The 26078-nt window shown below is 67.8% G+C and carries 20 protein-coding genes; 12 read left to right on the top strand and 8 right to left on the bottom strand.

Features of this window, described 5'->3' with window-relative positions; genetic code table 11:
- Positions 1-332: 332 nt before the first annotated feature.
- A complete protein-coding gene (rpoB, locus tag J7E93_RS16000) occupies positions 333-3815 on the top strand; it encodes a DNA-directed RNA polymerase subunit beta (protein ID WP_215069826.1) in 3483 nt (1160 codons plus the stop codon).
- Between the two features lie 100 nt (positions 3816-3915).
- Positions 3916-7815, top strand: coding sequence for a DNA-directed RNA polymerase subunit beta' (locus J7E93_RS15995; protein ID WP_215069825.1), 3900 nt, complete (start codon positions 3916-3918; stop codon positions 7813-7815).
- A gap of 67 nt (positions 7816-7882) precedes the next feature.
- Here J7E93_RS15995 and J7E93_RS15990 read toward each other — a convergent pair whose 3' ends face one another.
- The gene (locus J7E93_RS15990) at positions 7883-8146 is read right to left on the bottom strand and encodes a hypothetical protein (RefSeq protein WP_215069824.1); all 264 of its coding nucleotides are present in this window, start codon (positions 8144-8146) and stop codon (positions 7883-7885) included.
- A gap of 664 nt (positions 8147-8810) precedes the next feature.
- On the opposite strand from J7E93_RS15990, the gene rpsL reads away from it, so the two are divergent.
- The 4 genes from rpsL to tuf all read left to right on the top strand — a co-directional run bounded on the left by rpsL (position 8811) and on the right by tuf (position 13166).
- Positions 8811-9182, top strand: a complete 372-nt coding sequence (gene rpsL / locus J7E93_RS15985) for a 30S ribosomal protein S12 (protein ID WP_003948652.1) — start codon at positions 8811-8813, stop codon at positions 9180-9182.
- 2 nt (positions 9183-9184) lie between these two features.
- Positions 9185-9655, top strand: coding sequence for a 30S ribosomal protein S7 (gene rpsG / locus J7E93_RS15980; RefSeq protein ID WP_003966970.1), 471 nt, complete (start codon positions 9185-9187; stop codon positions 9653-9655).
- Positions 9656-9694: 39 nt separating this feature from the next.
- On the top strand, positions 9695-11824 hold the full coding sequence (gene fusA, locus J7E93_RS15975; RefSeq protein WP_215069823.1) for an elongation factor G: 2130 nt from the start codon (positions 9695-9697) through the stop codon (positions 11822-11824).
- A gap of 148 nt (positions 11825-11972) precedes the next feature.
- A complete protein-coding gene (tuf, locus tag J7E93_RS15970; RefSeq protein ID WP_215069822.1) occupies positions 11973-13166 on the top strand; it encodes an elongation factor Tu in 1194 nt (397 codons plus the stop codon).
- Between the two features lie 159 nt (positions 13167-13325).
- On the opposite strand, the gene J7E93_RS15965 is transcribed toward tuf, so the two are convergent.
- From J7E93_RS15965 to J7E93_RS15935, 7 genes are all read right to left on the bottom strand, one after another.
- A complete protein-coding gene (locus tag J7E93_RS15965) occupies positions 13326-15356 on the bottom strand; it encodes a PIG-L family deacetylase (protein WP_215069821.1) in 2031 nt (676 codons plus the stop codon).
- A 210-nt stretch (positions 15357-15566) separates the two neighbouring features.
- Positions 15567-16391, bottom strand: a complete 825-nt coding sequence (locus J7E93_RS15960; protein ID WP_215069820.1) for an RNA repair domain-containing protein — start codon at positions 16389-16391, stop codon at positions 15567-15569.
- 217 nt (positions 16392-16608) lie between these two features.
- Positions 16609-17370: a toxin glutamine deamidase domain-containing protein gene (locus J7E93_RS15955; RefSeq protein WP_215069819.1), complete on the bottom strand. Its 762-nt coding sequence runs from the start codon at positions 17368-17370 to the stop codon at positions 16609-16611.
- Entirely contained in the window at positions 17310-18380 is a 1071-nt protein-coding gene (locus J7E93_RS15950; protein ID WP_308368672.1) for an ADP-ribosylglycohydrolase family protein, read from the bottom strand. The genes J7E93_RS15955 and J7E93_RS15950 overlap by 61 nt, the downstream gene beginning before the upstream one ends.
- Before the next feature lie 453 nt (positions 18381-18833).
- Positions 18834-21029 carry an ADP-ribosyltransferase gene (locus J7E93_RS15945; protein WP_215069818.1) on the bottom strand — a complete coding sequence of 732 codons (2196 nt, stop codon included), beginning with the start codon at positions 21027-21029 and terminating at the stop codon, positions 18834-18836.
- On the bottom strand, positions 21029-21718 hold the full coding sequence (locus J7E93_RS15940; RefSeq protein WP_215069817.1) for a hypothetical protein: 690 nt from the start codon (positions 21716-21718) through the stop codon (positions 21029-21031). The genes J7E93_RS15945 and J7E93_RS15940 overlap by 1 nt, the downstream gene beginning before the upstream one ends.
- Entirely contained in the window at positions 21715-22119 is a 405-nt protein-coding gene (locus tag J7E93_RS15935; protein ID WP_215069816.1) for an SseB family protein, read from the bottom strand. Before J7E93_RS15935 ends, J7E93_RS15940 begins: the two co-directional genes overlap by 4 nt.
- Before the next feature lie 821 nt (positions 22120-22940).
- Between J7E93_RS15935 and rpsJ the strand changes: the two genes are divergently transcribed.
- From rpsJ to rpsS, 6 genes are read left to right on the top strand one after another with little or no spacing between them, the layout of a single operon-like run.
- The gene (gene rpsJ, locus J7E93_RS15930) at positions 22941-23249 is read left to right on the top strand and encodes a 30S ribosomal protein S10 (protein ID WP_003948644.1); all 309 of its coding nucleotides are present in this window, start codon (positions 22941-22943) and stop codon (positions 23247-23249) included.
- A gap of 13 nt (positions 23250-23262) precedes the next feature.
- Positions 23263-23907, top strand: coding sequence for a 50S ribosomal protein L3 (rplC, locus tag J7E93_RS15925; RefSeq protein WP_158989417.1), 645 nt, complete (start codon positions 23263-23265; stop codon positions 23905-23907).
- Between the two features lie 7 nt (positions 23908-23914).
- A complete protein-coding gene (gene rplD / locus J7E93_RS15920) occupies positions 23915-24565 on the top strand; it encodes a 50S ribosomal protein L4 (RefSeq protein ID WP_158989419.1) in 651 nt (216 codons plus the stop codon).
- Entirely contained in the window at positions 24565-24888 is a 324-nt protein-coding gene (gene rplW / locus J7E93_RS15915) for a 50S ribosomal protein L23 (protein WP_158989420.1), read from the top strand. Before rplD ends, rplW begins: the two co-directional genes overlap by 1 nt.
- A 40-nt stretch (positions 24889-24928) precedes the next feature.
- Complete coding sequence (gene rplB, locus J7E93_RS15910; protein WP_158989422.1) at positions 24929-25765, top strand: 50S ribosomal protein L2; 837 nt, start codon at positions 24929-24931, stop codon at positions 25763-25765.
- Between the two features lie 12 nt (positions 25766-25777).
- Positions 25778-26059: a 30S ribosomal protein S19 gene (gene rpsS, locus J7E93_RS15905; RefSeq protein WP_215069815.1), complete on the top strand. Its 282-nt coding sequence runs from the start codon at positions 25778-25780 to the stop codon at positions 26057-26059.
- Positions 26060-26078: the final 19 nt, after the last annotated feature.

Here is a 26078-nt window from a genome sequence, read left to right as displayed (position 1 = left end):
GCGTCGTCACAACGATCCGTATCCGAGGCATGGATCGACGGCGGAACGGGCAGTATCGAGGTGCGCCGCACGGCGCGAGGTACCGCGGAGTTGAGAACAACGAGGGTTGCGAATTACTCGCCCTGGACATCAGTGAGCCAAGTGGCTACACTGACCCTTTGCGCTGCCTGTTAGCTGCCCCCTGCCCGTCACCAGGGGCATCCCCTCGCACGAGCACGTGGACCGGACCGACCTGACCTGGCCTTTCGGCTCATTCCAGGAACATCCGTCTCCGTGCACCGCTTGGAACCGGTACGCGCGTAGTGAGTCCGAGCCCTCGGAAGGACCCCCTCTTGGCCGCCTCGCGCAACGCCTCGACCAATACGAACAACGGCGCCAGCACCGCCCCGCTGCGCATCTCCTTTGCAAAGATCAAGGAGCCCCTCGAGGTTCCGAACCTCCTCGCGCTGCAGACCGAGAGCTTTGACTGGCTGCTCGGTAACGCCGCCTGGAAGGCTCGCGTCGAGGCAGCTCTCGAGTCGGGACAGGACGTCCCCAGGAAGTCGGGTCTGGAAGAGATCTTCGAGGAGATCTCTCCGATCGAGGACTTCTCCGGGTCGATGTCGCTGACCTTCCGCGACCACCGCTTCGAGCCCCCGAAGAACTCGATCGACGAGTGCAAGGACCGTGACTTCACGTACGGCGCCCCGCTCTTCGTCACCGCCGAGTTCACCAACAACGAGACCGGCGAGATCAAGTCCCAGACGGTCTTCATGGGCGACTTCCCGCTCATGACGAACAAGGGCACCTTCGTCATCAACGGCACCGAGCGTGTCGTCGTCTCGCAGCTTGTCCGTTCCCCGGGCGTCTACTTCGACTCCTCGATCGACAAGACGTCCGACAAGGACATCTTCTCGGCCAAGATCATCCCGTCCCGGGGTGCCTGGCTGGAGATGGAGATCGACAAGCGCGACATGGTCGGTGTCCGCATCGACCGCAAGCGCAAGCAGTCCGTCACCGTCCTTCTGAAGGCTCTCGGCTGGACCACCGAGCAGATCCTGCAGGAGTTCGGCGAGTACGAGTCCATGCGCGCCACCCTGGAGAAGGACCACACCCAGGGCCAGGACGACGCGCTGCTCGACATCTACCGCAAGCTGCGTCCGGGCGAGCCGCCGACCCGCGAGGCCGCTCAGACGCTGCTCGAGAACCTCTACTTCAACCCGAAGCGCTACGACCTCGCGAAGGTCGGCCGCTACAAGGTGAACAAGAAGCTCGGCGCGGACGAGCCGCTGGACGCCGGTGTCCTGACCACCGACGACGTCATCGCCACGATCAAGTACCTCGTGAAGCTCCACGCGGGCGAGACCGAGACGATCGGCGAGTCCGGCCGGGAGATCGTCGTCGAGACCGACGACATCGACCACTTCGGCAACCGTCGTCTGCGCAACGTCGGCGAGCTCATCCAGAACCAGGTCCGTACGGGTCTGGCTCGTATGGAGCGCGTCGTGCGTGAGCGCATGACCACCCAGGACGTCGAGGCGATCACGCCGCAGACCCTGATCAACATCCGGCCGGTCGTCGCCTCCATCAAGGAGTTCTTCGGCACCAGCCAGCTGTCGCAGTTCATGGACCAGAACAACCCGCTGTCGGGTCTGACGCACAAGCGTCGTCTCTCGGCGCTGGGTCCCGGTGGTCTGTCCCGTGAGCGGGCCGGCTTCGAGGTCCGAGACGTGCACCCGTCCCACTACGGACGCATGTGCCCGATCGAGACCCCCGAAGGCCCGAACATCGGTCTGATCGGTTCGCTCGCCTCGTACGGCCGCGTCAACGCGTTCGGCTTCATCGAGACGCCGTACCGCAAGGTCGTCGACGGTCAGGTCACCGACGAGGTCGACTACATCACGGCCGACGAGGAAGACCGTTACGTCATCGCCCAGGCGAACGCGACCCTGAGCGACGAGCTGCGCTTCACCGAGCCGCGCGTCCTGGTCCGCCGCCGTGGTGGCGAGGTCGACTACGTCCCGCCGACCGAGGTCGACTACATGGACGTCTCGCCGCGCCAGATGGTGTCGGTCGCGACGGCCATGATCCCCTTCCTCGAGCACGACGACGCCAACCGTGCCCTCATGGGCGCGAACATGATGCGTCAGGCGGTGCCGCTGATTAAGTCCGAGGCCCCGCTCGTCGGTACCGGCATGGAGTACCGCTGTGCCACCGACGCCGGCGACGTCATCAAGGCGGAGAAGGACGGTGTGATCCAGGAGGTCTCGGCCGACTACATCACCGTCACCAACGACGACGGCACGTACACCACGTACCGCATCGCCAAGTTCTCCCGCTCGAACCAGGGCACCTCGGTCAACCAGAAGGTCGTCGTCTCCGAGGGCGACCGGGTCGTCGAGGGCCAGGTCCTCGCCGACGGTCCGGCCACCGAGAACGGTGAGATGGCGCTCGGCAAGAACCTGCTGGTCGCGTTCATGCCGTGGGAGGGTCACAACTACGAGGACGCGATCATCCTGTCGCAGCGCCTCGTGCAGGACGACGTCCTCTCCTCGATCCACATCGAGGAGCACGAGGTCGACGCCCGTGACACCAAGCTCGGCCCGGAGGAGATCACCCGGGACATCCCGAACGTCTCCGAGGAGGTCCTCGCCGACCTCGACGAGCGCGGCATCATCCGTATCGGTGCCGAGGTCGTCGCCGGCGACATCCTCGTCGGCAAGGTCACGCCCAAGGGTGAGACCGAGCTGACCCCGGAGGAGCGCCTGCTCCGCGCGATCTTCGGTGAGAAGGCCCGTGAGGTCCGTGACACCTCGCTGAAGGTGCCGCACGGCGAGACCGGCAAGGTCATCGGCGTCCGCGTCTTCGACCGCGAGGAGGGCGACGAGCTTCCCCCGGGCGTGAACCAGCTGGTCCGCGTCTACGTCGCCCAGAAGCGCAAGATCACCGACGGTGACAAGCTCGCCGGTCGTCACGGCAACAAGGGTGTCATCTCCAAGATCCTGCCGATCGAGGACATGCCGTTCCTCGAGGACGGAACTCCGGTCGACATCATCCTCAACCCGCTGGGTGTCCCGTCCCGAATGAACCCGGGACAGGTCCTGGAGATCCACCTCGGCTGGCTCGCCAGCCGCGGCTGGGACGTCTCCGGTCTCGCGGACGAGTGGGCGCAGCGCCTCCAGGCGATCGGCGCCGACAAGGTGGAGCCCGGTACCAACGTCGCCACCCCCGTCTTCGACGGTGCGCGTGAGGACGAGCTGGCCGGCCTGCTCCAGCACACCATCCCGAACCGCGACGGGGACCGGATGGTCCTCCCGACCGGCAAGGCGCGTCTGTTCGACGGCCGCTCCGGCGAGCCGTTCCCGGACCCGATCTCGGTCGGGTACATGTACATCCTCAAGCTGCACCACCTGGTCGACGACAAGCTGCACGCCCGTTCGACCGGTCCGTACTCGATGATCACCCAGCAGCCGCTGGGTGGTAAGGCCCAGTTCGGTGGCCAGCGCTTCGGTGAGATGGAGGTGTGGGCGCTTGAGGCTTATGGCGCCGCGTACGCCCTCCAGGAGCTGCTGACGATCAAGTCCGACGACGTCACCGGCCGCGTGAAGGTCTACGAGGCCATCGTCAAGGGCGAGAACATCCCTGAGCCCGGCATCCCCGAGTCCTTCAAGGTGCTCATCAAGGAGATGCAGTCCCTGTGCCTCAACGTGGAGGTGCTGTCCTCGGACGGCATGTCCATCGAGATGCGCGACACCGACGAGGACGTCTTCCGCGCTGCGGAGGAGCTCGGTATCGACCTGTCCCGGCGCGAGCCGAGCAGCGTCGAAGAGGTCTGACGGGAGTTCGGCGGGGGAGCCAGCAATGGCTCCCCGGCCGGCCCCAGGACCCCCGTATCAGACCCCTAAGACTTACAACCCTGAGAGGGATTGACGCATAGTGCTCGACGTCAACTTCTTCGACGAGCTCCGGATCGGTCTGGCCACCGCTGACGACATCCGTCAGTGGAGCCACGGCGAGGTCAAGAAGCCGGAGACCATCAACTACCGCACGCTCAAGCCCGAGAAGGACGGACTCTTCTGCGAGAAGATCTTCGGTCCGACCCGGGACTGGGAGTGCTACTGCGGCAAGTACAAGCGTGTCCGCTTCAAGGGCATCATCTGTGAGCGGTGTGGCGTCGAGGTCACCCGTGCCAAGGTGCGCCGTGAGCGGATGGGCCACATCGAGCTCGCCGCTCCCGTCACCCACATCTGGTACTTCAAGGGCGTCCCGTCGCGCCTCGGCTACCTGCTGGACCTCGCGCCGAAGGACCTCGAGAAGGTCATCTACTTCGCCGCGTACATGATCACGTTCGTCGACGACGAGCGTCGCACCCGCGACCTCCCGTCGCTGGAGGCGCACGTCTCCGTCGAGCGTCAGCAGATCGAGAACCGTCGCGACTCCGACCTGGAGGCCCGCGCCAAGAAGCTCGAGACCGACCTGGCCGAGCTCGAGGCCGAGGGTGCCAAGGCCGACGTGCGCCGCAAGGTGCGCGAGGGCGCCGAGCGTGAGATGAAGCAGCTGCGCGACCGTGCGCAGCGCGAGATCGACCGCCTCGACGAGGTCTGGAACCGCTTCAAGAACCTCAAGGTCCAGGACCTGGAGGGCGACGAGCTCCTCTACCGCGAGCTGCGTGACCGCTTCGGCACGTACTTCGACGGCTCGATGGGTGCGGCTGCTCTGCAGAAGCGCCTGGAGTCCTTCGACCTCGAGGAGGAGGCCGAGCGCCTCCGCGAGATCATCCGTACCGGCAAGGGCCAGAAGAAGACCCGTGCGCTCAAGCGCCTCAAGGTCGTCTCCGCGTTCCTGCAGACCGCGAACAGCCCCAAGGGCATGGTTCTCGACTGCGTGCCGGTGATCCCGCCGGACCTGCGTCCGATGGTGCAGCTGGACGGTGGCCGCTTCGCGACCTCCGACCTGAACGACCTGTACCGCCGCGTGATCAACCGCAACAACCGTCTGAAGCGTCTGCTCGACCTCGGTGCCCCCGAGATCATCGTGAACAACGAGAAGCGGATGCTCCAGGAGGCGGTCGACGCCCTCTTCGACAACGGCCGTCGTGGTCGCCCGGTCACGGGCCCCGGCAACCGTCCGCTGAAGTCCCTCAGCGACATGCTGAAGGGCAAGCAGGGTCGATTCCGTCAGAACCTGCTCGGCAAGCGTGTGGACTACTCCGCGCGTTCCGTCATCGTCGTCGGTCCGCAGCTGAAGCTGCACCAGTGCGGTCTGCCCAAGGCCATGGCGCTGGAGCTCTTCAAGCCGTTCGTGATGAAGCGCCTGGTCGACCTGAACCACGCGCAGAACATCAAGAGCGCCAAGCGGATGGTCGAGCGCGGCCGCACGGTCGTGTACGACGTCCTCGAAGAGGTCATCGCCGAGCACCCGGTTCTCCTTAACCGTGCGCCCACGCTGCACCGCCTCGGCATCCAGGCCTTCGAGCCGCAGCTGGTCGAGGGCAAGGCCATCCAGATCCACCCGCTCGTCTGCACCGCGTTCAACGCGGACTTCGACGGTGACCAGATGGCCGTGCACCTGCCGCTCTCCGCGGAGGCGCAGGCCGAGGCCCGCATCCTGATGCTGTCCTCGAACAACATCCTCAAGCCGGCCGACGGCCGTCCGGTCACGATGCCGACCCAGGACATGGTCCTCGGTCTGTTCTTCCTGACCACCGACGGTGAGCTCCGTGACACCAAGGGCGAGGGCCGCGCGTTCGGCTCCACGGCCGAGGCGATCATGGCGTTCGACGCCGGCGAGCTCGCGCTGCAGTCGCAGATCGACATCCGCTTCCCGATCGGCACCGTTCCCCCGCGCGGCTGGGTTCCCCCGGTCGCCGAGGAGGGCGAGCCGCAGTGGCAGCAGGGTGACTCGTTCCGTCTGCGGACCTCCCTGGGCCGCGCGCTCTTCAACGAGCTGCTGCCCGAGGACTACCCGTTCGTCGACTACTCCGTCGGCAAGAAGCAGCTCTCCGAGATCGTCAACGACCTCGCCGAGCGCTACCCCAAGGTCATCGTGGCGGCGACGCTCGACAACCTGAAGGCGGCGGGCTTCTACTGGGCGACCCGTTCCGGTGTCACCGTGGCCATCTCCGACGTCGTCGTTCCCGAGGCGAAGAAGGAGATCGTCAAGGGCTACGAGGCGCAGGACGAGAAGGTCCAGAAGCAGTACGAGCGCGGTCTCATCACCAAGGAAGAGCGCACTCAGGAGCTCATCGCGATCTGGACCAAGGCGACCAACGAGGTTGCCGAGGCCATGAACGAGAACTTCCCCAAGACGAACCCCATCTTCATGATGGTTGACTCGGGTGCCCGAGGAAACATGATGCAGATGCGGCAGATCGCCGGTATGCGTGGTCTGGTGTCGAACGCCAAGAACGAGACGATTCCGCGTCCCATCAAGGCGTCCTTCCGTGAGGGTCTCTCCGTCCTCGAGTACTTCATCTCGACGCACGGTGCCCGTAAGGGTCTGGCCGACACCGCCCTGCGTACCGCCGACTCGGGTTACCTGACCCGTCGTCTGGTGGACGTCTCGCAGGACGTGATCATCCGCGAGGAGGACTGTGGCACCGAGCGCGGTCTGAAGCTGCGGATCGCCGAGAAGGGGGCCGACGGCCGCCTGCGGAAGACGGACGACGTCGAGACCTCCGTGTACGCGCGGATGCTCGCCGAGGACGTCGTCGTGGACGGCAAGGTCATCGCGCCGGCCAACGTCGACCTGGGTGACGTGCTCATCGACGCCCTGGTCAACGCGGGCGTCGAGGAGGTCAAGACCCGTTCGGTCCTGACCTGTGAGTCCGCGGTCGGCACCTGTGCCTTCTGCTACGGCCGTTCGCTGGCCACCGGCAAGCTGGTCGACATCGGTGAGGCCGTCGGCATCATCGCCGCCCAGTCCATCGGTGAGCCCGGTACCCAGCTGACGATGCGTACCTTCCACACCGGTGGTGTGGCCGGTGACGACATCACCCAGGGTCTGCCCCGTGTCGTCGAGCTCTTCGAGGCCCGTCAGCCCAAGGGTGTCGCCCCGATCTCGGAGGCGGCCGGCCGCGTCCGTATCGAGGAGACCGAGAAGACCAAGAAGATCGTCGTCACCCCGGACGACGGCAGCGACGAGACGGCGTTCCCGATCTCGAAGCGTGCCCGTCTGCTGGTGGGCGAGGGCGACCACGTCGAGGTGGGCCAGAAGCTCACCGTGGGTGCCACCAACCCGCACGACGTGCTGCGGATCCTCGGTCAGCGCGCGGTCCAGGTCCACCTGGTCGGCGAGGTCCAGAAGGTCTACAACTCGCAGGGCGTGTCGATCCACGACAAGCACATCGAGATCATCATCCGGCAGATGCTGCGCCGTGTGACGATCATCGAGTCCGGTGACGCGGAGCTGCTGCCGGGCGAGCTCGTCGAGCGCTCGAAGTTCGAGACCGAGAACCGTCGTGTGGTCACCGAGGGCGGTCACCCCGCCTCCGGCCGTCCGCAGCTGATGGGTATCACCAAGGCCTCGCTCGCCACCGAGTCGTGGCTGTCGGCGGCGTCCTTCCAGGAGACGACCAGGGTTCTGACCGACGCGGCGATCAACGCCAAGTCGGACTCCCTGATCGGCCTCAAGGAGAACGTCATCATCGGTAAGCTCATCCCGGCCGGTACGGGTCTGTCCCGCTACCGCAACATCCGGGTCGAGCCGACCGAGGAGGCCAAGGCCGCGATGTACTCGGCCGTCGGCTACGACGACATCGACTACTCGCCGTTCGGCACCGGCTCCGGCCAGGCCGTTCCGCTGGAGGACTACGACTACGGTCCGTACAACCAGTAAGCGAGTCGCTTGATCGACCGAAGGGCGGTCACCCCGTTGCGTACGGGGTGGCCGCCCTTCGGCGTTGTCAGCGGCCCGCCAGTTCCCAGACGGCGAGCATCAGACCCGCGCTCGCCGTGAGCGCGGCGATGCTGGCCAGGGGCCAGCGGGCGCGCTCCAGGGCGTCCAGCCGGGTCTCCATGTCGGCGAGCTGCTTGTCGGTCTGGTCGCTGCGCTGCACGAGCAGCGCGAGCGAGCCGTCGACCCGGGCGAAGCCCGCCTCCAGGGTGCCGCGCAGCCGTTCCAGCTCGACGGCGACGGTCACCGGGTCGTGCTGTTCAGACTCGGTCATCGGCACCTCCCGGGGAGCTGCGCAGCCAGGCCGGCAGCAGTAGCCCTCGGCAGGCGCCTCCGCGTACTGGGCGAGGCGGGGAAGAGGATGGACGGGGAGAGGCCCACACGCGCGGCGGCGGGGCCGCCACGGGCCGGTGTCGGGCAGGAGCGAGGCCGGGTGACGGCAGGCGTGCCACGCGGGACTGAGCGGGGCCCGTCGACGGGCCTCCGCCGCGGGGCGTCCAGAGAAGCCGGGGTGACGCCACCCCGGCTCCTCCGTTCGTGTGACTCCGGGCCGGACCCTGACCCGGAAACGGACCGGAAACGGACCCTGAAACAGCCCCCGACCCCGAACCGGAACCGACCCGGAAATGGACCCAGACTCCGACCCCGAACCGGAACCCGACCCCGCCCCGCGTTCCCCGAGGTCGGCCGGGCTCCGGGGTGCGTGGGCATTTGTTTTGACCGGAGTCCATGCGATAGGTACGCTCAGACCTTGTGCCTGGGGTGTGCCTGGGCTCGTGTGCGTGTCCTCAACCGCATGGCGAGTTCGTTAACGGCCACCGCAATCTGCGCCTTTTCCGCCGTGCGGCGGACGATCGCAGTATTCGACACACCCGACCGCGTGGGTCGGCGATGTTCCAGGTTAGTTTCACCGACGGCACACAGAAACCGGAGAAGTAGTGCCTACGATCCAGCAGCTGGTCCGGAAGGGCCGGCAGGACAAGGTCGAGAAGAACAAGACGCCCGCACTCGAGGGTTCCCCTCAGCGTCGTGGCGTCTGCACGCGTGTGTTCACGACCACCCCGAAGAAGCCGAACTCGGCCCTCCGTAAGGTCGCGCGTGTGCGTCTGACCTCCGGCATCGAGGTCACGGCCTACATCCCGGGTGAGGGTCACAACCTGCAGGAGCACTCCATCGTGCTCGTGCGTGGTGGCCGTGTGAAGGACCTGCCGGGTGTTCGTTACAAGATCATCCGCGGTTCCCTCGACACGCAGGGCGTCAAGAACCGTAAGCAGGCTCGCAGCCGCTACGGCGCCAAGAAGGAGAAGTAAGAATGCCTCGTAAGGGCCCCGCCCCGAAGCGCCCGGTCATCATCGACCCGGTCTACAGCTCTCCTCTTGTCACCTCGCTGATCAACAAGATCCTGCTGGACGGCAAGCGCTCCACCGCCGAGCGCATCGTCTACGGCGCCATGGAAGGCCTCCGCGAGAAGACCGGCAACGACCCGGTCATCACGCTGAAGCGCGCCCTCGAGAACGTGAAGCCGTCCCTCGAGGTCAAGTCCCGCCGTGTCGGTGGCGCCACCTACCAGGTTCCGATCGAGGTCAAGCCCGGTCGCGCCTCCACCCTCGCGCTCCGCTGGCTCGTGGGTTACTCCCGCGCCCGTCGCGAGAAGACCATGACCGAGCGCCTCATGAACGAGCTCCTCGACGCCTCCAACGGCCTCGGTGCTTCGGTCAAGAAGCGCGAGGACACGCACAAGATGGCCGAGTCCAACAAGGCCTTCGCGCACTACCGCTGGTAGTCGCACCCCACATCGAGACCGAGAGAAGACTGAAGCCTTATGGCTACCACTTCGCTTGACCTGGCCAAGGTGCGCAACATCGGCATCATGGCCCACATCGACGCGGGTAAGACGACCACCACTGAGCGGATCCTGTTCTACACCGGCGTTTCGTACAAGATCGGTGAAGTCCACGACGGCGCTGCCACGATGGACTGGATGGAGCAGGAGCAGGAGCGCGGCATCACGATCACGTCCGCCGCGACGACCTGCCACTGGCCGCTCGAGGACGTCGACCACACCATCAACATCATCGACACCCCGGGTCACGTCGACTTCACCGTCGAGGTGGAGCGTTCGCTCCGCGTCCTCGACGGCGCCGTGACGGTGTTCGACGGTGTGGCCGGTGTGGAGCCGCAGTCGGAGACGGTGTGGCGTCAGGCCGACCGTTACGGCGTGCCCCGCATCTGCTTCGTCAACAAGCTCGACCGCACCGGCGCCGAGTTCCACCGCTGCGTCGACATGATCGTGGACCGCCTCGGCGCCGTCCCGATCGTCATGCAGCTGCCCATCGGTGCCGAGATGGACTTCCAGGGTGTTGTGGACCTCGTCCGCATGAAGGCCCTGGTCTGGTCCGCGGAAGCGACCAAGGGCGAGATGTACGACGTCGTCGACATCCCCGCCTCGCACACCGAGGCCGCTGAAGAGTGGCGCGGCAAGCTGGTCGAGACCGTCGCGGAGAACGACGAAGAGATCATGGAGCTCTTCCTCGAGGGCCAGGAGCCCACCGAGGAGCAGCTGTACGCCGCGATCCGTCGTATCACCATCGCCTCCGGCAAGGGTGGCGGCGAGAAGACCATCACCCCCGTCTTCTGTGGCACCGCGTTCAAGAACAAGGGCGTTCAGCCCCTGCTCGACGCGGTCGTGCGGTACCTCCCCTCCCCCCTGGACGTCGAGGCCATCGAGGGCCACGACGTGAAGGACCCGGAGCAGGTCGTCAAGCGCAAGCCGTCCGAGGACGAGCCGCTGTCGGCTCTCGCGTTCAAGATCGCGAGCGACCCGCACCTCGGCAAGCTCACCTTCGTCCGGATCTACTCCGGTCGCCTGGAGGCCGGCACCTCGGTGCTGAACTCCGTCAAGGGCAAGAAGGAGCGCATCGGCAAGATCTACCGCATGCACGCGAACAAGCGTGAGGAGATCGACTCGGTGGGCGCCGGCGACATCGTCGCCGTCATGGGCCTGAAGCAGACCACCACCGGTGAGACGCTGTGCGACGAGAAGAACCCGGTCATCCTGGAGTCCATGGACTTCCCGGCGCCGGTCATCCAGGTCGCGATCGAGCCCAAGTCCAAGGGTGACCAGGAGAAGCTGGGTGTTGCCATCCAGCGTCTCGCGGAGGAGGACCCCTCCTTCCAGGTTCACTCGGACGAGGAGACCGGCCAGACCATCATCGGTGGTATGGGCGAGCTTCACCTCGACATCCTCGTCGACCGTATGCGTCGCGAGTTCAAGGTCGAGGCGAACGTCGGCAAGCCGCAGGTCGCGTACCGCGAGACGATCCGCAAGGCCGTCGAGCGCGTGGACTACACCCACAAGAAGCAGACCGGTGGTACCGGTCAGTTCGCCAAGGTGCAGATCGCGATCGAGCCCATCGAGGGCGGCGACGCCTCGTACGAGTTCGTGAACAAGGTCACCGGTGGCCGCATCCCGAAGGAGTACATCCCTTCGGTCGACGCCGGTGCGCAGGAGGCCATGCAGTTCGGCATCCTGGCCGGCTACGAGATGACTGGCGTCCGCGTCATCCTTCTCGACGGTGCCTACCACGAGGTCGACTCCTCCGAGCTCGCGTTCAAGATCGCCGGTTCGCAGGCCTTCAAGGAGGCCGCGCGCAAGGCTTCCCCCGTCATCCTTGAGCCGATGATGGCCGTTGAGGTCGTCACGCCCGAGGACTACATGGGTGAGGTCATCGGCGACATCAACTCCCGCCGTGGTCAGATTCAGGCCATGGAGGAGCGCAGCGGCGCTCGCGTCGTGAAGGGCCTCGTGCCCCTTTCGGAGATGTTCGGCTACGTCGGAGACCTCCGCAGCAAGACCTCGGGTCGCGCAAGCTACTCGATGCAGTTCGACTCCTACGCCGAGGTTCCGCGGAACGTCGCCGAGGAGATCATCGCGAAGGCCAAGGGCGAGTAACTCTCCCGAGTTCACGCTTTAGGCTTGACCCAGTCGCCGGGGCTCATCCCCGTAACCCGAGGAATCGGGCCCCGGCGCCTGGCATTCCAGCAAAGATCACCTGGCGCCGATGAAGCAAGGCGTTCAGAACCACTCCAGGAGGACCCCCGTGGCGAAGGCGAAGTTCGAGCGGACTAAGCCGCACGTCAACATCGGCACCATCGGTCACATCGACCACGGTAAGACGACCCTCACGGCCGCCATTACCAAGGTGCTGCACGACGCGTACCCGGACCTGAACGAGGCCTCGGCCTTCGACCAGATCGACAAGGCTCCTGAGGAGCGCCAGCGCGGTATCACCATCTCCATCGCGCACGTCGAGTACCAGACCGAGTCGCGTCACTACGCCCACGTCGACTGCCCCGGTCACGCGGACTACATCAAGAACATGATCACGGGTGCGGCGCAGATGGACGGCGCCATCCTCGTGGTCGCGGCCACCGACGGCCCGATGCCGCAGACCAAGGAGCACGTGCTCCTGGCCCGCCAGGTCGGCGTTCCGTACATCGTCGTCGCCCTGAACAAGGCCGACATGGTGGACGACGAGGAGATCCTGGAGCTCGTCGAGCTCGAGGTTCGTGAGCTCCTCTCCGAGTACGAGTTCCCGGGCGACGACCTGCCGGTCGTCAAGGTCTCGGCGCTCAAGGCGCTCGAGGGCGACAAGGAGTGGGGCCAGTCGGTCCTGAACCTGATGGCCGCCGTCGACGAGGCGATCCCGCAGCCCGAGCGTGACGTCGACAAGCCGTTCCTGATGCCGATCGAGGACGTCTTCACGATCACCGGTCGTGGCACCGTCGTCACCGGTCGTATCGAGCGTGGTGTCCTCAAGGTCAACGAGACCGTCGACATCGTCGGTATCAAGACCGAGAAGACCACCACCACGGTCACCGGCATCGAGATGTTCCGCAAGCTGCTCGACGAGGGCCAGGCCGGTGAGAACGTCGGTCTGCTCCTCCGTGGCATCAAGCGCGAGGATGTCGAGCGCGGCCAGGTCATCATCAAGCCCGGTTCGGTCACGCCGCACACCGAGTTCGAGGCCCAGGCCTACATCCTGTCGAAGGACGAGGGTGGCCGTCACACCCCGTTCTTCAACAACTACCGCCCGCAGTTCTACTTCCGTACCACGGACGTGACCGGCGTCGTGACCCTCCCCGAGGGCACCGAGATGGTCATGCCGGGCGACAACACCTCCATGACCGTCGAGCTGATCCAGCCCGTCGCCATGGAGGAGGGCCTGAAGTTCGCCATCCGTGAGGGTGGCCGGACCGTGGGCGCCGGCCAGGTCACCAAGATCAACAAGTAATTGTTGGTTTGACCTGGTAGCTCGCTGAGCTGCAACACAAGGGCCCCGCACCGAGAGGTGCGGGGCCCTTCGTGTTGTTCCGTCGGCGCTGTCGAGACGGCGCTGTCCCGTCGGGTGTTGTTCCGTCGGCGCCGCCTCGCGGCTCGCCGCCCTGGGGGCTCAGCCCTGTGTGCCGAGCGAGGGGCGCCACGACCACGGGTGGGCGTCGGCACCGAGACCGACCGCGGTGGTGCCCGACAGGGCCGCGTTCTGCACCGCCACCGCTCCCTGTGTACGGGTGAACAGCCGCCCGCCTTCGTGGAGTTGGACCCGGCCGCGCAGGTCCCGGCCGAGCAGGACCGGCCCCGCCGCGGCGGCCACCGGGCCGTGACCGTCGAAGCGGACCACCGTGCTCCCGGTCGACAGCAGCTCCCCGGCCGCCGGCTTCCGGTAGAAGACCTCCAGGCCGTCCGCGCCCGGTACGGCGGCGACGGGATCACCGGCCGCCGGCAGCGGGTCGGAGAGCGTGCCGTCGATCCAGTGCACGACGGACTCCCGGCCCGCCGCCAGCACAAGGACCCGCCCGGCGTCGTCGACCACGGCGTCCAGCCCGTCCTGTACCTCGGCGTCGCCCTCCAGGGCCCGCCACGCGCTCCAGGCGCCGCCGACCTCCCGTACCCGCGTCGACACTCCCTTGTCCGCGTCGCGTACGAAGAGATGGACCCGGCCGTCGTCGGCCGCCACGGCCACCGGCACACCGATCCGGCGCCCCCGGTCGTCGCCGCGCTCCGGATTGCCGAGGCCGCGCCAGGCGAGGAACGGGCCGTCGGGGGAGCGCTGCTCCAGCAGCACGACCTCCCGCCGGTTCGCGCCGCCGTGGCCGGTGAGCGCGGCGAAGCGAACCCCGAAGAGGAGGACACGGCCGTCGGGGAGTGCGGCGGAGCCCAACGCGGGCGCGAGCGGACCGCCGCCCAGGTCGTCCGGCTCGCCCCACCGGCCGGAGCCCTTCTCCGTCTCCCGCCAGCGCACCGCGCGCAGCCCGAGGACCCCGTAGGCGTCGAGCCGCCCGTCGGGCCGCTCGACGACCGCGGGGCCCTTGCCGGGCCAGCGGTAGTGGGTGGCGCGTACCCAGCCCTTCTTGTTGGTGAGGGGCCGGTCGCCGCCGACGCTGTAGTCGCCGCAGCCGGAGGGGTTGCCGCACTGCCAGGAGGGATCGCCGCCGTACGGGACGAGGTGCCCGGCCTTCTCCTTGAGGACCTGCGGGGGGAGGTTCTTCGGCCAGTGGCGGTTGTAGTAGCCGCGGAAGGCGGTCGCGACGAACGCCGGTATCGTCCCCCCGCTCCGGGCGGTGTCGGCGACCCAGCGGATCAGCGCCGCCCAGGAGAAACAGGCGACGGCGGTGTGGTCGCCGTGGTCCGAGTAGCCGGCCTGCTCGCTGTCCCGCTTGCGGGTCGCCTCGTCGCTCAGCTGGATGTCGGGGTCCGGGTCGAGGGTCTGGACGACGGTCGGCCGGTACCGGTCGAGCAGACCGACGAGGACGTCGATCAGCTGGTCGTGGTCGTAGGTGTGTGACCGGTCGACGGGGGAGTCGGCGGAGAGGTGGGTGCGCAGTTCGAGGGCGCGGTCGTTCCACAGGGCGGGCAGGGCCATGTAGCGCCGCGTGGTGTGCATCGGCAGATTGAGGAAGATCAGCTCGACGCGGCGCCCGCCGTGCGTGAGGGTGTTGATCTCGGCGCTCCGCCCGGCCCTGAGGGGGGTGACGCCCTTCTGCCAGGGCGTGAACGGGTCGAGGCCGAGCAGCGTCGCGTACGCCTGGCGCAGGCCCTGGTGGCGTGCGGAGGAGTAGGCGGCCTTGTCGGGTGCCGTCTGGGGCATCCCTTCGATCCAGTTCTTCCCGGTGTGCTCGCCCGCGGTGACGTAGACGGAGACGAGCGGGACCCCGGAGTCGACCATGCGCTGGGTGTCGGGGTTCATGAAGTACAGGTCGTCGTCCGGGTGCGCGGCGAACTGCATCAGCTGCGCCCGGCGCGAGCTGGCGATCGGCATCCCGGGCGCGGGGTCCGCGGTGGGGCCGGTGCGCCGGGGAGCGGGTACGGAGCAACCGGCGAGGCTGCCCGCGAGGGGGCCGGCGAGCGCGGCGGCCCCGATCGCGGCGGCGAGCACGCGGCGTCGACGGGGCAGACCCGTCCTGGGCTCGGATCTGTCGTCCACTGGTGGTGTTTCCCCTGTGCTGGGTGCCGATCCTGCGCCTTGCTAGACGGGTGTGCGGTACCTGGGGTTGTGCGGGATCTCTTGTTCGAGAGCAGAAAGTATCCCGGATTCTCGTGGTCCCGTTCGCCAACGCGCAGGCAGGTCATCCACTCCGCCTACGGCAGCGGCAGCTCGACGGGCTGGGCGTCAGTCGGGCTCCCGGGCTGGGCGTCAGTCGGGCTCCCGGGTCCACCGGACGTCGCCCGTGCCGAGCCGGACGGCCGCGCGTGCCCGCATCGGCTCGTCGCCGCCCCGGCGCGAGAGCAGGACCAGCTCGGTGACGCGCGCGGTCATCGTGCCGAGCAGGGCTTCGGAGGTGGTCGCGAGCCGGTGGGGGTCGCGGCTGCGCCCCAGGGAGAGGTGCGGCGTGAAGCCTCTGTGCCGGTCCGCGCAGAGGGGGAAGCGGGCCTCCAGGGCGTCCCGCAGCCGCGCCCACGGCTCCTCGTCGGCCGCGGCGGGGTCGAGCCAGACGGTGGCGTCCTCGCGGTGCCCGAACCAGTGCACCCCTTCCAGCCGCGCCCTGAACGCCGGCACCTCGGCCAGCGCGGCCGCGACGAGGGGGACCGCCCGCCCGAAGTCGTCCTCGGGCACGAAACCGAAGAGGACGTTGACGTGGGGCGGCCAGCGGTGGATCTGCCGGTCGTGCGCGCGGCGGATGTGCTGAATGGTGGGCCAAAGGTCGTGCGGCGGAACCCAGGCGAGGGCGGTGCGGTGCGACGGCGGAACGGCGAGCACGGCCGAGGGGGCCGTCCGGCTCGGTACGGGGAGCAGCTCCGCCACCCGGTCCAGGTGGGAGGCCCGGTCCCAGACGCGCTCGCCGTCGGCCTCGAAGAAGAGCACCCGGTGCCAGGGGATCTCCCCACCGGGCACGAAATCGGCCAGGGCGATCCGCTGCGGCGGCCTGCCCCCGCGCTCGGCGATCCCCATGACGAAGCGCTCCGCCTCCAAGCGGGGATCCCACACGACCTGGTGATAGACCTCGTCACTGGTCCGCATGTCCTGCCCCTGCCCGGAGCGCTGCCCTTCAGCCTCACGTGTCCCGTCAATCCGGCAATGGAGCGTTTGCCTGCTTGCGAGGAGGGTGCCTGGGCGGGAATCAGACTGCTGGGGGAACGTGTTCGAGCTCCCTCAGGCCGCGAAGTTCCTCATCGCGGGCCTCGTCCTCGCCGGAGACGAGGGCCACCACCGCACTGAGCGAAACCGCCGTCCGCCGTCAGGGCGTCGTCGGCAGTGACCGGAGGAGGATCAGCTCGCGTAGGTGCGAGGTGTCCAGCACGGCCAGGGAGCCCGTGACGCCGTCCAGGAGGACGACCTGACCCTTGTTGTTGTGGGCGTAGACGAGGTTCCCTGTCGCCTCCTGACCGCCGGCCTCGCGGCGTACCCACACGAGCCCGCGCGTGTCCGGGCCCGGTCCGTGAAGGGCCCTGATCACGTCGTTCCAGTCGTCCACCGGCACGTGCGTGAAGCCCGGGAAGTACCGACGGTTCAGCCTGTCCCACCATCCGGGGGCCTCATGGGCGGGGCGCCAGGGCAGGGCGACCGACCGGTGTCCGCCGAGTGCGGAGTGCAGGGCGGCCACGCATCCGCGGGCGTTGACACGGCGCGCCTGGTTCCGGACGCGAGCGGTGGTCTCGCGTGCCGGAGCCGGTTCAAGGTCCCTCAGCGGGGCGCTGGAGGCGGGGTGGAACGGCGAACTGCCGTCCTTGGGTACGGCGAGCGAGGCCGCGAGCATGGGCGAGGACGGGTATCCGGGCTGCGGGAGGGCCCGGCAGGACAGCAGCCAGGCCGTGTCCGTCTCGAGCACCGGCTGCGGTACGGCGAGCTCGACGAGCCCGCCGTAGACCGCGCCGAGCCAGGCGGTCGCCCGGCGGGTGGGGTGCGGCGCCCCGATGCCCCTGATGTCAGTACTCAGCTTCAGTCCCAGGCTCGGCCCAGGGCGCGGATGCGGTCCTGGTACTCCAGCAGTTCGATCCACTCGGGCAGCCAGTACTTGGGGCCGCGCAAGGCCCCGGCGAAGGCACCCGCGAGGGCTGCGATCGAGTCGGAGTCTCCAGAGGAGTGTGCTCCCCTCCGGATCGCTGAGCGGGCGTCGCCGCGCACGACGAGGAAGCAGTACAGGGCAGTGGCGAGGGCTTCCTCGGCGATCCAGCCTGGCCCGACGGCCACGCAGGGGTCCTGGTCGATGTCCGAGGAGCGCAGCGCGGCGGTCACCTTGTCGAGGGCGCCCAGGCATTCGTCCCATCCGAAGGCGATGTACGACGCGGGGTCCGGCGCTCCCGCCTTGTGCGCCAGGTCTCCGAGCCAGTCGGCATGGTATTTCTGTCGTGACTCCAGCGCGTAGGAGCGCAGCTGGGGGAGAAGATCGCCCGTGGTGCAGCCGTGGGCGATGAGCCAGATGGCATGCGCCGTCAGGTCGCTGGCGGCAAGCGCGGTCGGGTGGCCGTGCGTCATCGCTGCCTGCAACTGTGCGATGCCTGAGCGCTGTTCGGCCGACAGGCCGGGTACGAGGGCGACGGGAGCCACGCGCATGTTCGCCCCGCAGCCCTTGGAGCTGATGACGGTGGCGTCCTGCCAGGGAATGCCGCGCTCCAGTGCGGCGCATGCGTCCAGGCAGGTCTTACCGGGGGCCCGGTTGTTGTCGGGATCGCGGAGCCACGACACGAAGTGCGTACGCAGAGCTGCTTCGACCGCGGCAGGGGTGAGGGAGGGCGCTCCGCCCCGTGCCCTGAGTGCCTCTTGTGTCCCCGGCGCCCGTCGCGTCTCCTCCGCACGTCCGATGACCTCTGCCAAGGCCTCACCGACGGCCAGTGCCATCTGGGTGTCGTCGGTCACTCGCACCACGTCGCCCGGGGAGAGTGGCATACCCATCTTCCGCCATGGACCGAACTTCGCGCTGATCTGCTCCATGGTCAGGAACTCCGTGGGGTACCCCATAGCGTCCCCGAGGGCGAGGCCGAACAGCGTCCCGGTCGCCGCCTTCTCCACGGTCCCCCTGGGGGGCCATCCGGCACGTGCTCGGAGCGCTTCCGGGTTCGGCGCCTCGTCGAGGGAGCCGGGCACCACATGGCTGGATGCGGCAGAAGGCGACTCCCTGATCATTTCTGCCAGCACTTGGGACGGCGTCATGCCCCGCGCCTTGCCGTCGTAAAGCCGACGCACCCATCGGTCGCCCTCGTTGAAGGCGGCAGGGCCACCGTCCTTGCGTACGATCCAGTTCGCTGCCGCATCTTCATCGTTGAACCACACGTAGCCGATCTCCGCGCCCTGGGCGTTGGCCACAGTGATGTACTGCACGGGCTTGTCGGTCTGACGGTTGTAGCGCTGTGGGCCTCCCGGAGCAATGTTGAACTGCAGGTCCTCCTCGAAGTGAGGATTGGTCGTCTCTTTGACGAAGCGGGGCGCTTTTTCCCATTCGGAATTCATTCGAGCATTCCTTTTCTAGTTCCCGGGGAGGACTTCGCCGTAAATATGCAGCTGGCCGTTTTCATCCTTGAAGGCCCGCGTCACCTGGTAGGTTGTGCCGCGCCCGAGGAGCAGCTCGCGCTCTCCCATCCCAAAGTGACTGACCTTCTCCATCCAGATGGCTGGAGTGCCCTGCGGGACACGGAGATGCAGTATGGAGTCCTGGCCCTTGAAGGCGTCCACTGGATTGTTGCCGAGTGACGTCGACATGTAGCCATTGTCGGGGAGCTTCTGCCCGATCAGGTCGCTGGCGGATTCGAAATTCAGGTGACTGGTTCCTGATCCGCGCACCACCATGACATCCTCGGTCAGTCGGCCACCAGCCAGCGCCTTGTCGACCTCTTCGATGTTACGAAGGACATTCGGTGTGCCCAAGTCGGGATCGCCGCGGAGATATCCGTTCATCTCCTTGTAGGTGGCATGAAGGGGATTGGTGGGACCCAGTTCATTCGAATAATCCAGGAGTGCGCTTCGTGTCGACTCCGGCAGGTTCTCCGCGTAGTCGTTCCAATGCTCTCTGCCGTACGCGATAGCCGCGCCGTCGTCCGGAAACCTGACCGCCCCGTCGCTGAGCTCGGCTGCCGCGACCTGGTGCTTCTGATCGACACTGAGGTCGAGAAACTCGTCCGCCGAAACGTGGGGCTCATACGTGAAACCACTGTCGGCGTGCCCGCCAGGCCCGTCATTGACCCCCTGAAGCTCCGGATACTGATCGTCCAGGAACTCCTGAGCCGTCTTGCCATCCACCGAATCCGCGTGGACGGCCCCTTGGTCCACGTGGTCCGTGGCCTGGGCCAGGCCGTCCCAGTCCTTGGCCGCGGGCGCGTCGTCGACAAGGCCCGTCGGAGTGGGGTGGGCGGCGGGGTTGTCGATCGTCCAGCCCTCGGGCAACGGGGAGACCGCGTTGTCGGACACCCCGGCCGTCGGCGCGTGAGGGGCCGCCTCGTCCACCAGCCCGGCAGGTGGCGTCGGCGGCGTTCCAGTGACGTCGTCCCCGTACTTCAGGCCTCTCGTCGCCGGATTCGACGCCGCCGCCTCCAGCCCCTCCCTGGCCGCGGCCCGCAGGCCGCCGCCGGCGAAACCCGTGCCCTTCGTACCGAAGAGTTCCGGGACGAGGCGGCCGATGAACTCGGACGGGTCCTTCTTGAATCCCTCGACCGCCGCCGTCACGACGCGCTCGGGGTGGGCGACCGTGGAGACCAGGCCGGAGAGCGTCATCGAGACGTTCTGCATGTACGCGGCCGGGTGCGTCAGGTTGTACGGGTCGGTCGGGTTGAGGCCGCGGGCGAAGTTGACCAGCCCCGCCGTTCCCTTGAGGACGCCGCCCACCACGTGGGTCAGCTCCGTGTTGTACGCCTGGTATCCGTCGGCGAGGTTGTCGCCCAGACGCTCGAGAGGCGGAGGTTCGGCCGGGGCGTGGGCCAGGGCCTTCTCCACCCTGGACTGGGCTTCGGTCGCGGCGGTGTTCCGCTGCTCGCGGGCGTGGGCGAGCAGCGCCCTGGCCTCCTCGATGAACGCCTTCCCGGGGTCCTCGGCCTTGGCGGCCCCGGCGTCCTTGTCCTTCGTGGCCGCCGCTACGGCCTGCTCCGAGACGCGCTTTCCCTCGCGGTACATCTCGATGGCGTCGTACGCCAGACCCTGCGCCCACTTCACCGTGTGCGCGTAGGCCTCGAGCGCGGCGGCTGCCGTCTCGCACGCGTCCGCCGCGTGCAGCCACTTCGTGGGATGCACCCCGAACTTCTCGCGGAAGGCGTCGCCGCCCACGCCCTTCCAGCGCGAGGAGTCGACCTTCCTCATGCCCTGGCCGACCTTCTCGAAGGCCGCCCGGAAGTCCTTCAGGTGCGCCGCGCTCTCCAGGATCGTGGTGGGGTTCCCGCGGACGAGCTCGTTGGCCTCCTCGGTCTGGCCGAGCTGCTTCTCGCCAGGGGTCGCGCCGAGATCCGACGCGACACCGTCGCCCCAGTCCGTGACCGCGTCGGCGGCCGCGTGCAGACCGTAGGACTCGAGGCGCTCGCCGGCTCTGTCGGTCGCCCAGTCGACGGTCTCGCCCAGCGCCTTCTTGCCGGAGTCGATGCCGTCCTCGATGGCGCCGAGGCCTTCATTGATGCCGTCCTCGATGCCTTTGCCCAGGTCGCTGAGGCCGTTGCCGAGGTCGTCGAGCAGGCCGCCCATCAGCCCTCGTCACCCCTCGGCTGCTGCGGCGGCACGCCCTGCTGTTGCTGGGCGGCGGCTCGCTCCTCCGGCGAGGGACCGAACATGCCGTCGAGCATCTCCTCGTACTGGGCGTCGGAGACGCCGACGGAGGAGTGCAGGTTCTGTGGGTTCATGCCGGGCAGACCGATCGTCTGTGAGGTCATCAGATCGCGCCCGGCGTCCTTCCAGCCCTGGGCCGAGTTGGCCCGCGCCTGGTCGAAGGACTCCTGGCTGTAGTCGACCCCGCCGAAGATCCCGGACGTGGCGATGTCGCCCCACTCCTGCTTCGTGACCTCGTCCTCAGAGGCGTACGGATTGCCGATGGCCGCATTGGTCACGATCTTGAACGTGCCCTCCAGGTACTGCTCGGTCTCGTGGTAGGTACCGGCGGACAGGCCCGTCGCCACGGCGAACGCGTTGCCCTCGTCGATCAGGGCGCGCACGCCCCACTCCCAGCGTTCGCAGAACGACGAGAACGTCCCCGTCAGCCCCTCGTGGCCCAGCGCCAGGCCGGGGAGCGCGATCTCGCCGAAGCCGCGTCCTTCCCCCGCCATGCTGTCCATGCCGAGCTCCTTCAGCTCGCCCAGCGCCAGCGTCAGGCCGTTCGCGATCTCGTTCAGCCCACTCGTGGCCAGGTCCTTGCCGGCCTCGCCTCCGCCTCCGCTCACCGTGCCGCCCCCCACGCGTCAGCTCCCGTGACATCCCTGTCCACCGCCGCAGCGTCCGGTACGACGCCGGCCACCGGCGGAAACAGCACCGCGTGCTCCGCGCCGTCCGCCGCGTCCAGGGCCACCCCGCACGGCACCCCCGCGCTCGGCACGGCCACGTCCAGCAGCCGCGCCCCGAGTACCGTCTCGTACTCCCACTCCGCTCCGCCCTCGCCCCGGGCGAGGGCGTACCTGGCCAGCGCCGACTCGTCGGAGAACGCGAGGATCCACCGCACGCCGCCGAAGTCGACGGTCAGCCAGGACCGGTCCCGGCGCGGCACGAGCACCGCCGTCATACGGAAGAGCTCCAGGACCGCTTCGAACTCGCGTCGCTTGGCTTCCGCCGCAGCGTCCCGCGGCACTTCCGGCTCGTTCGGGCGTCGCGCACCGGGTGCCGAAGAGGACGGGGCGGGCTCGCGCGTATCGGGAGATGGTGAGGGCGGGGGAGACCACTGTGGTGGAGACCACCCCGCGGGAGACGGATCCGGCGCGGATGCGTCGGTGGCCTGTACCGGCGTGCCCTGCGGTTCGACGGGCATGTCTGCGTAGTCAGCGAGCCGAGTCCGCCGTGTCGGCGTGTCCGAGCTGCCCCCGAGATCGATCACCGCGACACCTTGGCACAGCGACGGAAGCCGTAACCAGTCGCGAGACGGCAATCCGCACATGCCCGGCATGTCGTGCGGGCGGGTTCGAAGACGGTGTGGGGGTCCCGTGTGCGTCGGTTGAGCACCCGGGGAGGACCGTGCCCGCGCCGTCCGGCGGCGGGGGAGGGGCGTGTCGCACCCCAGGTTTGATCTCTGTCACGTCCGGGGTACTCTCTTCGGCCCGATTGGCCACCGCCGCATCCCGTATGGCAGACTGTCGGGGTTGCTCGGTTGAGTGCCGATGCTGCGCGCCTCCCGCCGGGAGGACCGGAAGCGAGTCCCACAGTACTCGTCGCCTCTTCTCAGGGGCGGACGTACGGGAATCTTCCGGGAAGCGTCAGCGGGGCGCCGACCAGGCACCCGGTGGGTGTTCCACCCCCGGTTCCGCGGGTTTCTGGGCCCGCACCCCCTTGGTTGGGAAATCCTTCGGGACTTCTGCGTAGAGGGAGTGCGACACGCCCGACCGCGTGGGTCGGAGGAGGAGTCAAGAGAACCCCCGGGTTCCGGAGCGTTACGAGAGACAGGACTACTGAGTAGCCATGGCGGGACAGAAGATCCGCATCCGGCTCAAGGCCTACGACCACGAGGTCATCGACTCCTCGGCGAAGAAGATCGTCGAGACGGTGACCCGCACTGGTGCGTCGGTCGCGGGCCCGGTGCCGCTGCCCACTGAGAAGAACGTGTACTGCGTCATCAAGTCGCCGCACAAGTACAAGGACTCGCGCGAGCACTTCGAGATGCGCACGCACAAGCGCCTCATCGACATCCTCGACCCCACGCCGAAGACGGTCGACTCGCTCATGCGCCTCGACCTGCCGGCGGGCGTCGACATCGAGATCAAGCTCTGAGGTGACGCGCGAGATGGCAAAGAACATTAAGGGCGTCCTGGGCGAGAAGCTCGGCATGACCCAGGTCTGGGACGAGAACAACCGGGTCGTCCCGGTGACCGTCGTCAAGGCCGGGCCCTGCGTCGTCACCCAGGTGCGCACCAACGACAACGACGGCTACGAGTCGGTCCAGATCGCCTTCGGCGAGATCGACCCGCGCAAGGTGAACAAGCCCCTCAAGGGTCACTTCGCCAAGGCCGACGTCACCCCGCGCCGCCACCTGGTGGAGCTGCGTACCGCTGACGCCAGCGAGTACACGCTCGGCCAGGAGATCACCGCTGCCGTGTTCGAGTCGGGCGTCAAGGTCGACGTCACCGGCAAGAGCAAGGGCAAGGGCTTCGCCGGTGTCATGAAGCGTCACAACTTCAAGGGCCTCGGCGCCGGTCACGGCACCCAGCGCAAGCACCGCTCGCCCGGTTCCATCGGTGGCTGCGCCACCCCGGGCCGCGTGTTCAAGGGCCTCCGCATGGCGGGCCGCATGGGCAACGAGCGGGTCACCACCCAGAACCTGACCGTCCACGCCGTTGACGCGGAGAAGGGTCTGCTGCTCATCAAGGGCGCGGTCCCCGGCCCGAACGGTGGCCTCGTCCTGGTCCGTACCGCGGCCAAGGGGGTTTGAGGAACCGATGAGCACCATTGACATCCTTTCGCCGGCAGGCGACAAGGCCGGGACCGTCGAGCTCCCCGCGGAGATCTTCGACGCGAAGACCAGCGTTCCGCTGATCCACCAGGTCGTCGTCGCTCAGCTGGCCGCTGCCCGTCAGGGCACGCACAAGACCAAGCGCCGCGGCGAAGTCCGCGGTGGTGGCAAGAAGCCCTACCGCCAGAAGGGCACCGGCCGCGCGCGCCAGGGTTCGACCCGTGCGCCGCAGTTCGCCGGCGGTGGCGTCGTCCACGGCCCCGTGCCGCGTGACTACTCGCAGCGCACCCCGAAGAAGATGAAGGCCGCCGCCCTGCGCGGTGCCCTCTCGGACCGGGCGCGCCACTCCCGCATCCACGTCGTCACCGGCGTGGTCGAGGGTGAGGTCTCCACCAAGGCCGCGAAGACGCTGTTCGGCAAGATCTCGGAGCGCAAGAACCTGCTCCTGGTCGTCGACCGCGCCGACGAGGCCGCGTGGCTCTCCGCCCGCAACCTGCCCCAGGTTCACATCCTGGAGCCGGGCCAGCTCAACACGTACGACGTGATCGTCTCCGACGACGTGGTCTTCACCAAGGCCGCCTTCGAGTCCTTCGTGTCTGGCCCCCAGACCGCTGAGACCGAAGGGAGCGAGGCCTGATGTCCGAGGCCACGATCACCAGCAAGACCTTCACGGACCCGCGCGACATCCTCGTCAAGCCGGTTGTCTCCGAGAAGAGCTACGCGCTGCTCGACGAGAACAAGTACACGTTCATCGTCGCGCCCGGATCCAACAAGACCCAGATCAAGCAGGCCGTCGAGGCGGTCTTCTCGGTCAAGGTCACCGGGGTCAACACGATCAACCGTCAGGGCAAGCGCAAGCGCACCCGCACCGGTTTCGGCAAGCGCGCCAACACCAAGCGCGCCATCGTGACCCTTGCCGAGGGCAACCGTATCGACATCTTCGGCGGTCCGACCGCCTAACGGCGGTCTGGATCGTCCGGAATCGGACGAGGACTGAGAAATGGGAATCCGCAAGTACAAGCCGACTACGCCGGGCCGCCGTGGCTCCTCCGTAGCCGACTTCGTCGAGATCACGCGGTCCACGCCGGAGAAGTCGCTGGTCCGCCCGCTGCACAGCAAGGGCGGCCGTAACAACACCGGTCGTGTGACCGTCCGTCACCAGGGCGGTGGCCACAAGCGTGCCTACCGTCTGATCGACTTCCGTCGCCACGACAAGGACGGCGTGCCGGCCAAGGTCGCTCACATCGAGTACGACCCCAACCGCACCGCGCGCATCGCGCTGCTCCACTACGCGGACGGCGAGAAGCGCTACATCATCGCCCCGAAGAACCTGTCGCAGGGTGACCGGGTCGAGAACGGCCCCGGCGCCGACATCAAGCCGGGCAACAACCTGGCCCTCCGCAACATCCCGGTCGGTACCACGATCCACGCGATCGAGCTCCGTCCCGGCGGTGGCGCCAAGTTCGCCCGTTCCGCGGGTGCCTCCGTGCAGCTGCTGGCGAAGGAGGGCACGATGGCCCACCTTCGTATGCCGTCCGGTGAGATCCGTCTGGTCGACGTCCGCTGCCGCGCCACTGTTGGCGAGGTCGGCAACGCCGAGCAGTCGAACATCAACTGGGGCAAGGCCGGCCGCAAGCGCTGGCTGGGCGTTCGCCCGACCGTTCGCGGTGTGGCGATGAACCCGGTCGACCACCCGCACGGTGGTGGTGAGGGCAAGACCTCCGGTGGTCGCCACCCGGTCTCCCCGTGGGGTCAGAAGGAGGGTCGTACTCGCTCGCCGAAGAAGGCTTCGAGCAAGTACATCGTCCGCCGCCGCAAGACGAACAAGAAGCGCTAGGAGCGGGTTTAGATGCCGCGCAGTCTCAAGAAGGGGCCCTTCGTCGACGACCACCTCGTAAAGAAGGTGGACGTCCAGAACGAAGCCGGCACCAAGAACGTCATCAAGACCTGGTCCCGTCGCTCGATGATCATCCCGGCCATGCTCGGCCACACGATCGCGGTGCACAACGGCAAGACCCACATTCCGGTGTTTGTCACCGAGTCGATGGTCGGCCACAAGCTCGGCGAGTTCTCGCCGACGCGCACCTTCCGGGGTCACGTGAAGGACGACCGGAAGTCGAAGCGCCGCTAGTAGCGGGGTGGAATGACCA

This window comes from Streptomyces sp. ISL-36 (assembly GCF_018614205.1).
GTDB lineage: Bacteria > Actinomycetota > Actinomycetes > Streptomycetales > Streptomycetaceae > Streptomyces.
This window is presented reverse-complemented; position numbering and strand designations above follow the sequence as displayed.

Bases quoted from the DNA above. Each gene is read 5' to 3' on its own strand.
- J7E93_RS15990 (WP_215069824.1), bottom strand. From the start codon at position 8,146: ATGACCGAGTCTGAACAGCACGACCCGGTGACCGTCGCCGTCGAGCTG.
- rpsG (WP_003966970.1), top strand. From the start codon at position 9,185: ATGCCTCGTAAGGGCCCCGCCCCGAAGCGCCCGGTCATCATCGACCCG.
- fusA (WP_215069823.1), top strand. From the start codon at position 9,695: ATGGCTACCACTTCGCTTGACCTGGCCAAGGTGCGCAACATCGGCATC.
- J7E93_RS15960 (WP_215069820.1), bottom strand. From the start codon at position 16,391: ATGCGGACCAGTGACGAGGTCTATCACCAGGTCGTGTGGGATCCCCGC.
- J7E93_RS15945 (WP_215069818.1), bottom strand. From the start codon at position 21,029: ATGGGCGGCCTGCTCGACGACCTCGGCAACGGCCTCAGCGACCTGGGC.
- rpsJ (WP_003948644.1), top strand. From the start codon at position 22,941: ATGGCGGGACAGAAGATCCGCATCCGGCTCAAGGCCTACGACCACGAG.
- rplC (WP_158989417.1), top strand. From the start codon at position 23,263: ATGGCAAAGAACATTAAGGGCGTCCTGGGCGAGAAGCTCGGCATGACC.
- rplD (WP_158989419.1), top strand. From the start codon at position 23,915: ATGAGCACCATTGACATCCTTTCGCCGGCAGGCGACAAGGCCGGGACC.
- rplW (WP_158989420.1), top strand. From the start codon at position 24,565: ATGTCCGAGGCCACGATCACCAGCAAGACCTTCACGGACCCGCGCGAC.
- rplB (WP_158989422.1), top strand. From the start codon at position 24,929: ATGGGAATCCGCAAGTACAAGCCGACTACGCCGGGCCGCCGTGGCTCC.
- rpsS (WP_215069815.1), top strand. From the start codon at position 25,778: ATGCCGCGCAGTCTCAAGAAGGGGCCCTTCGTCGACGACCACCTCGTA.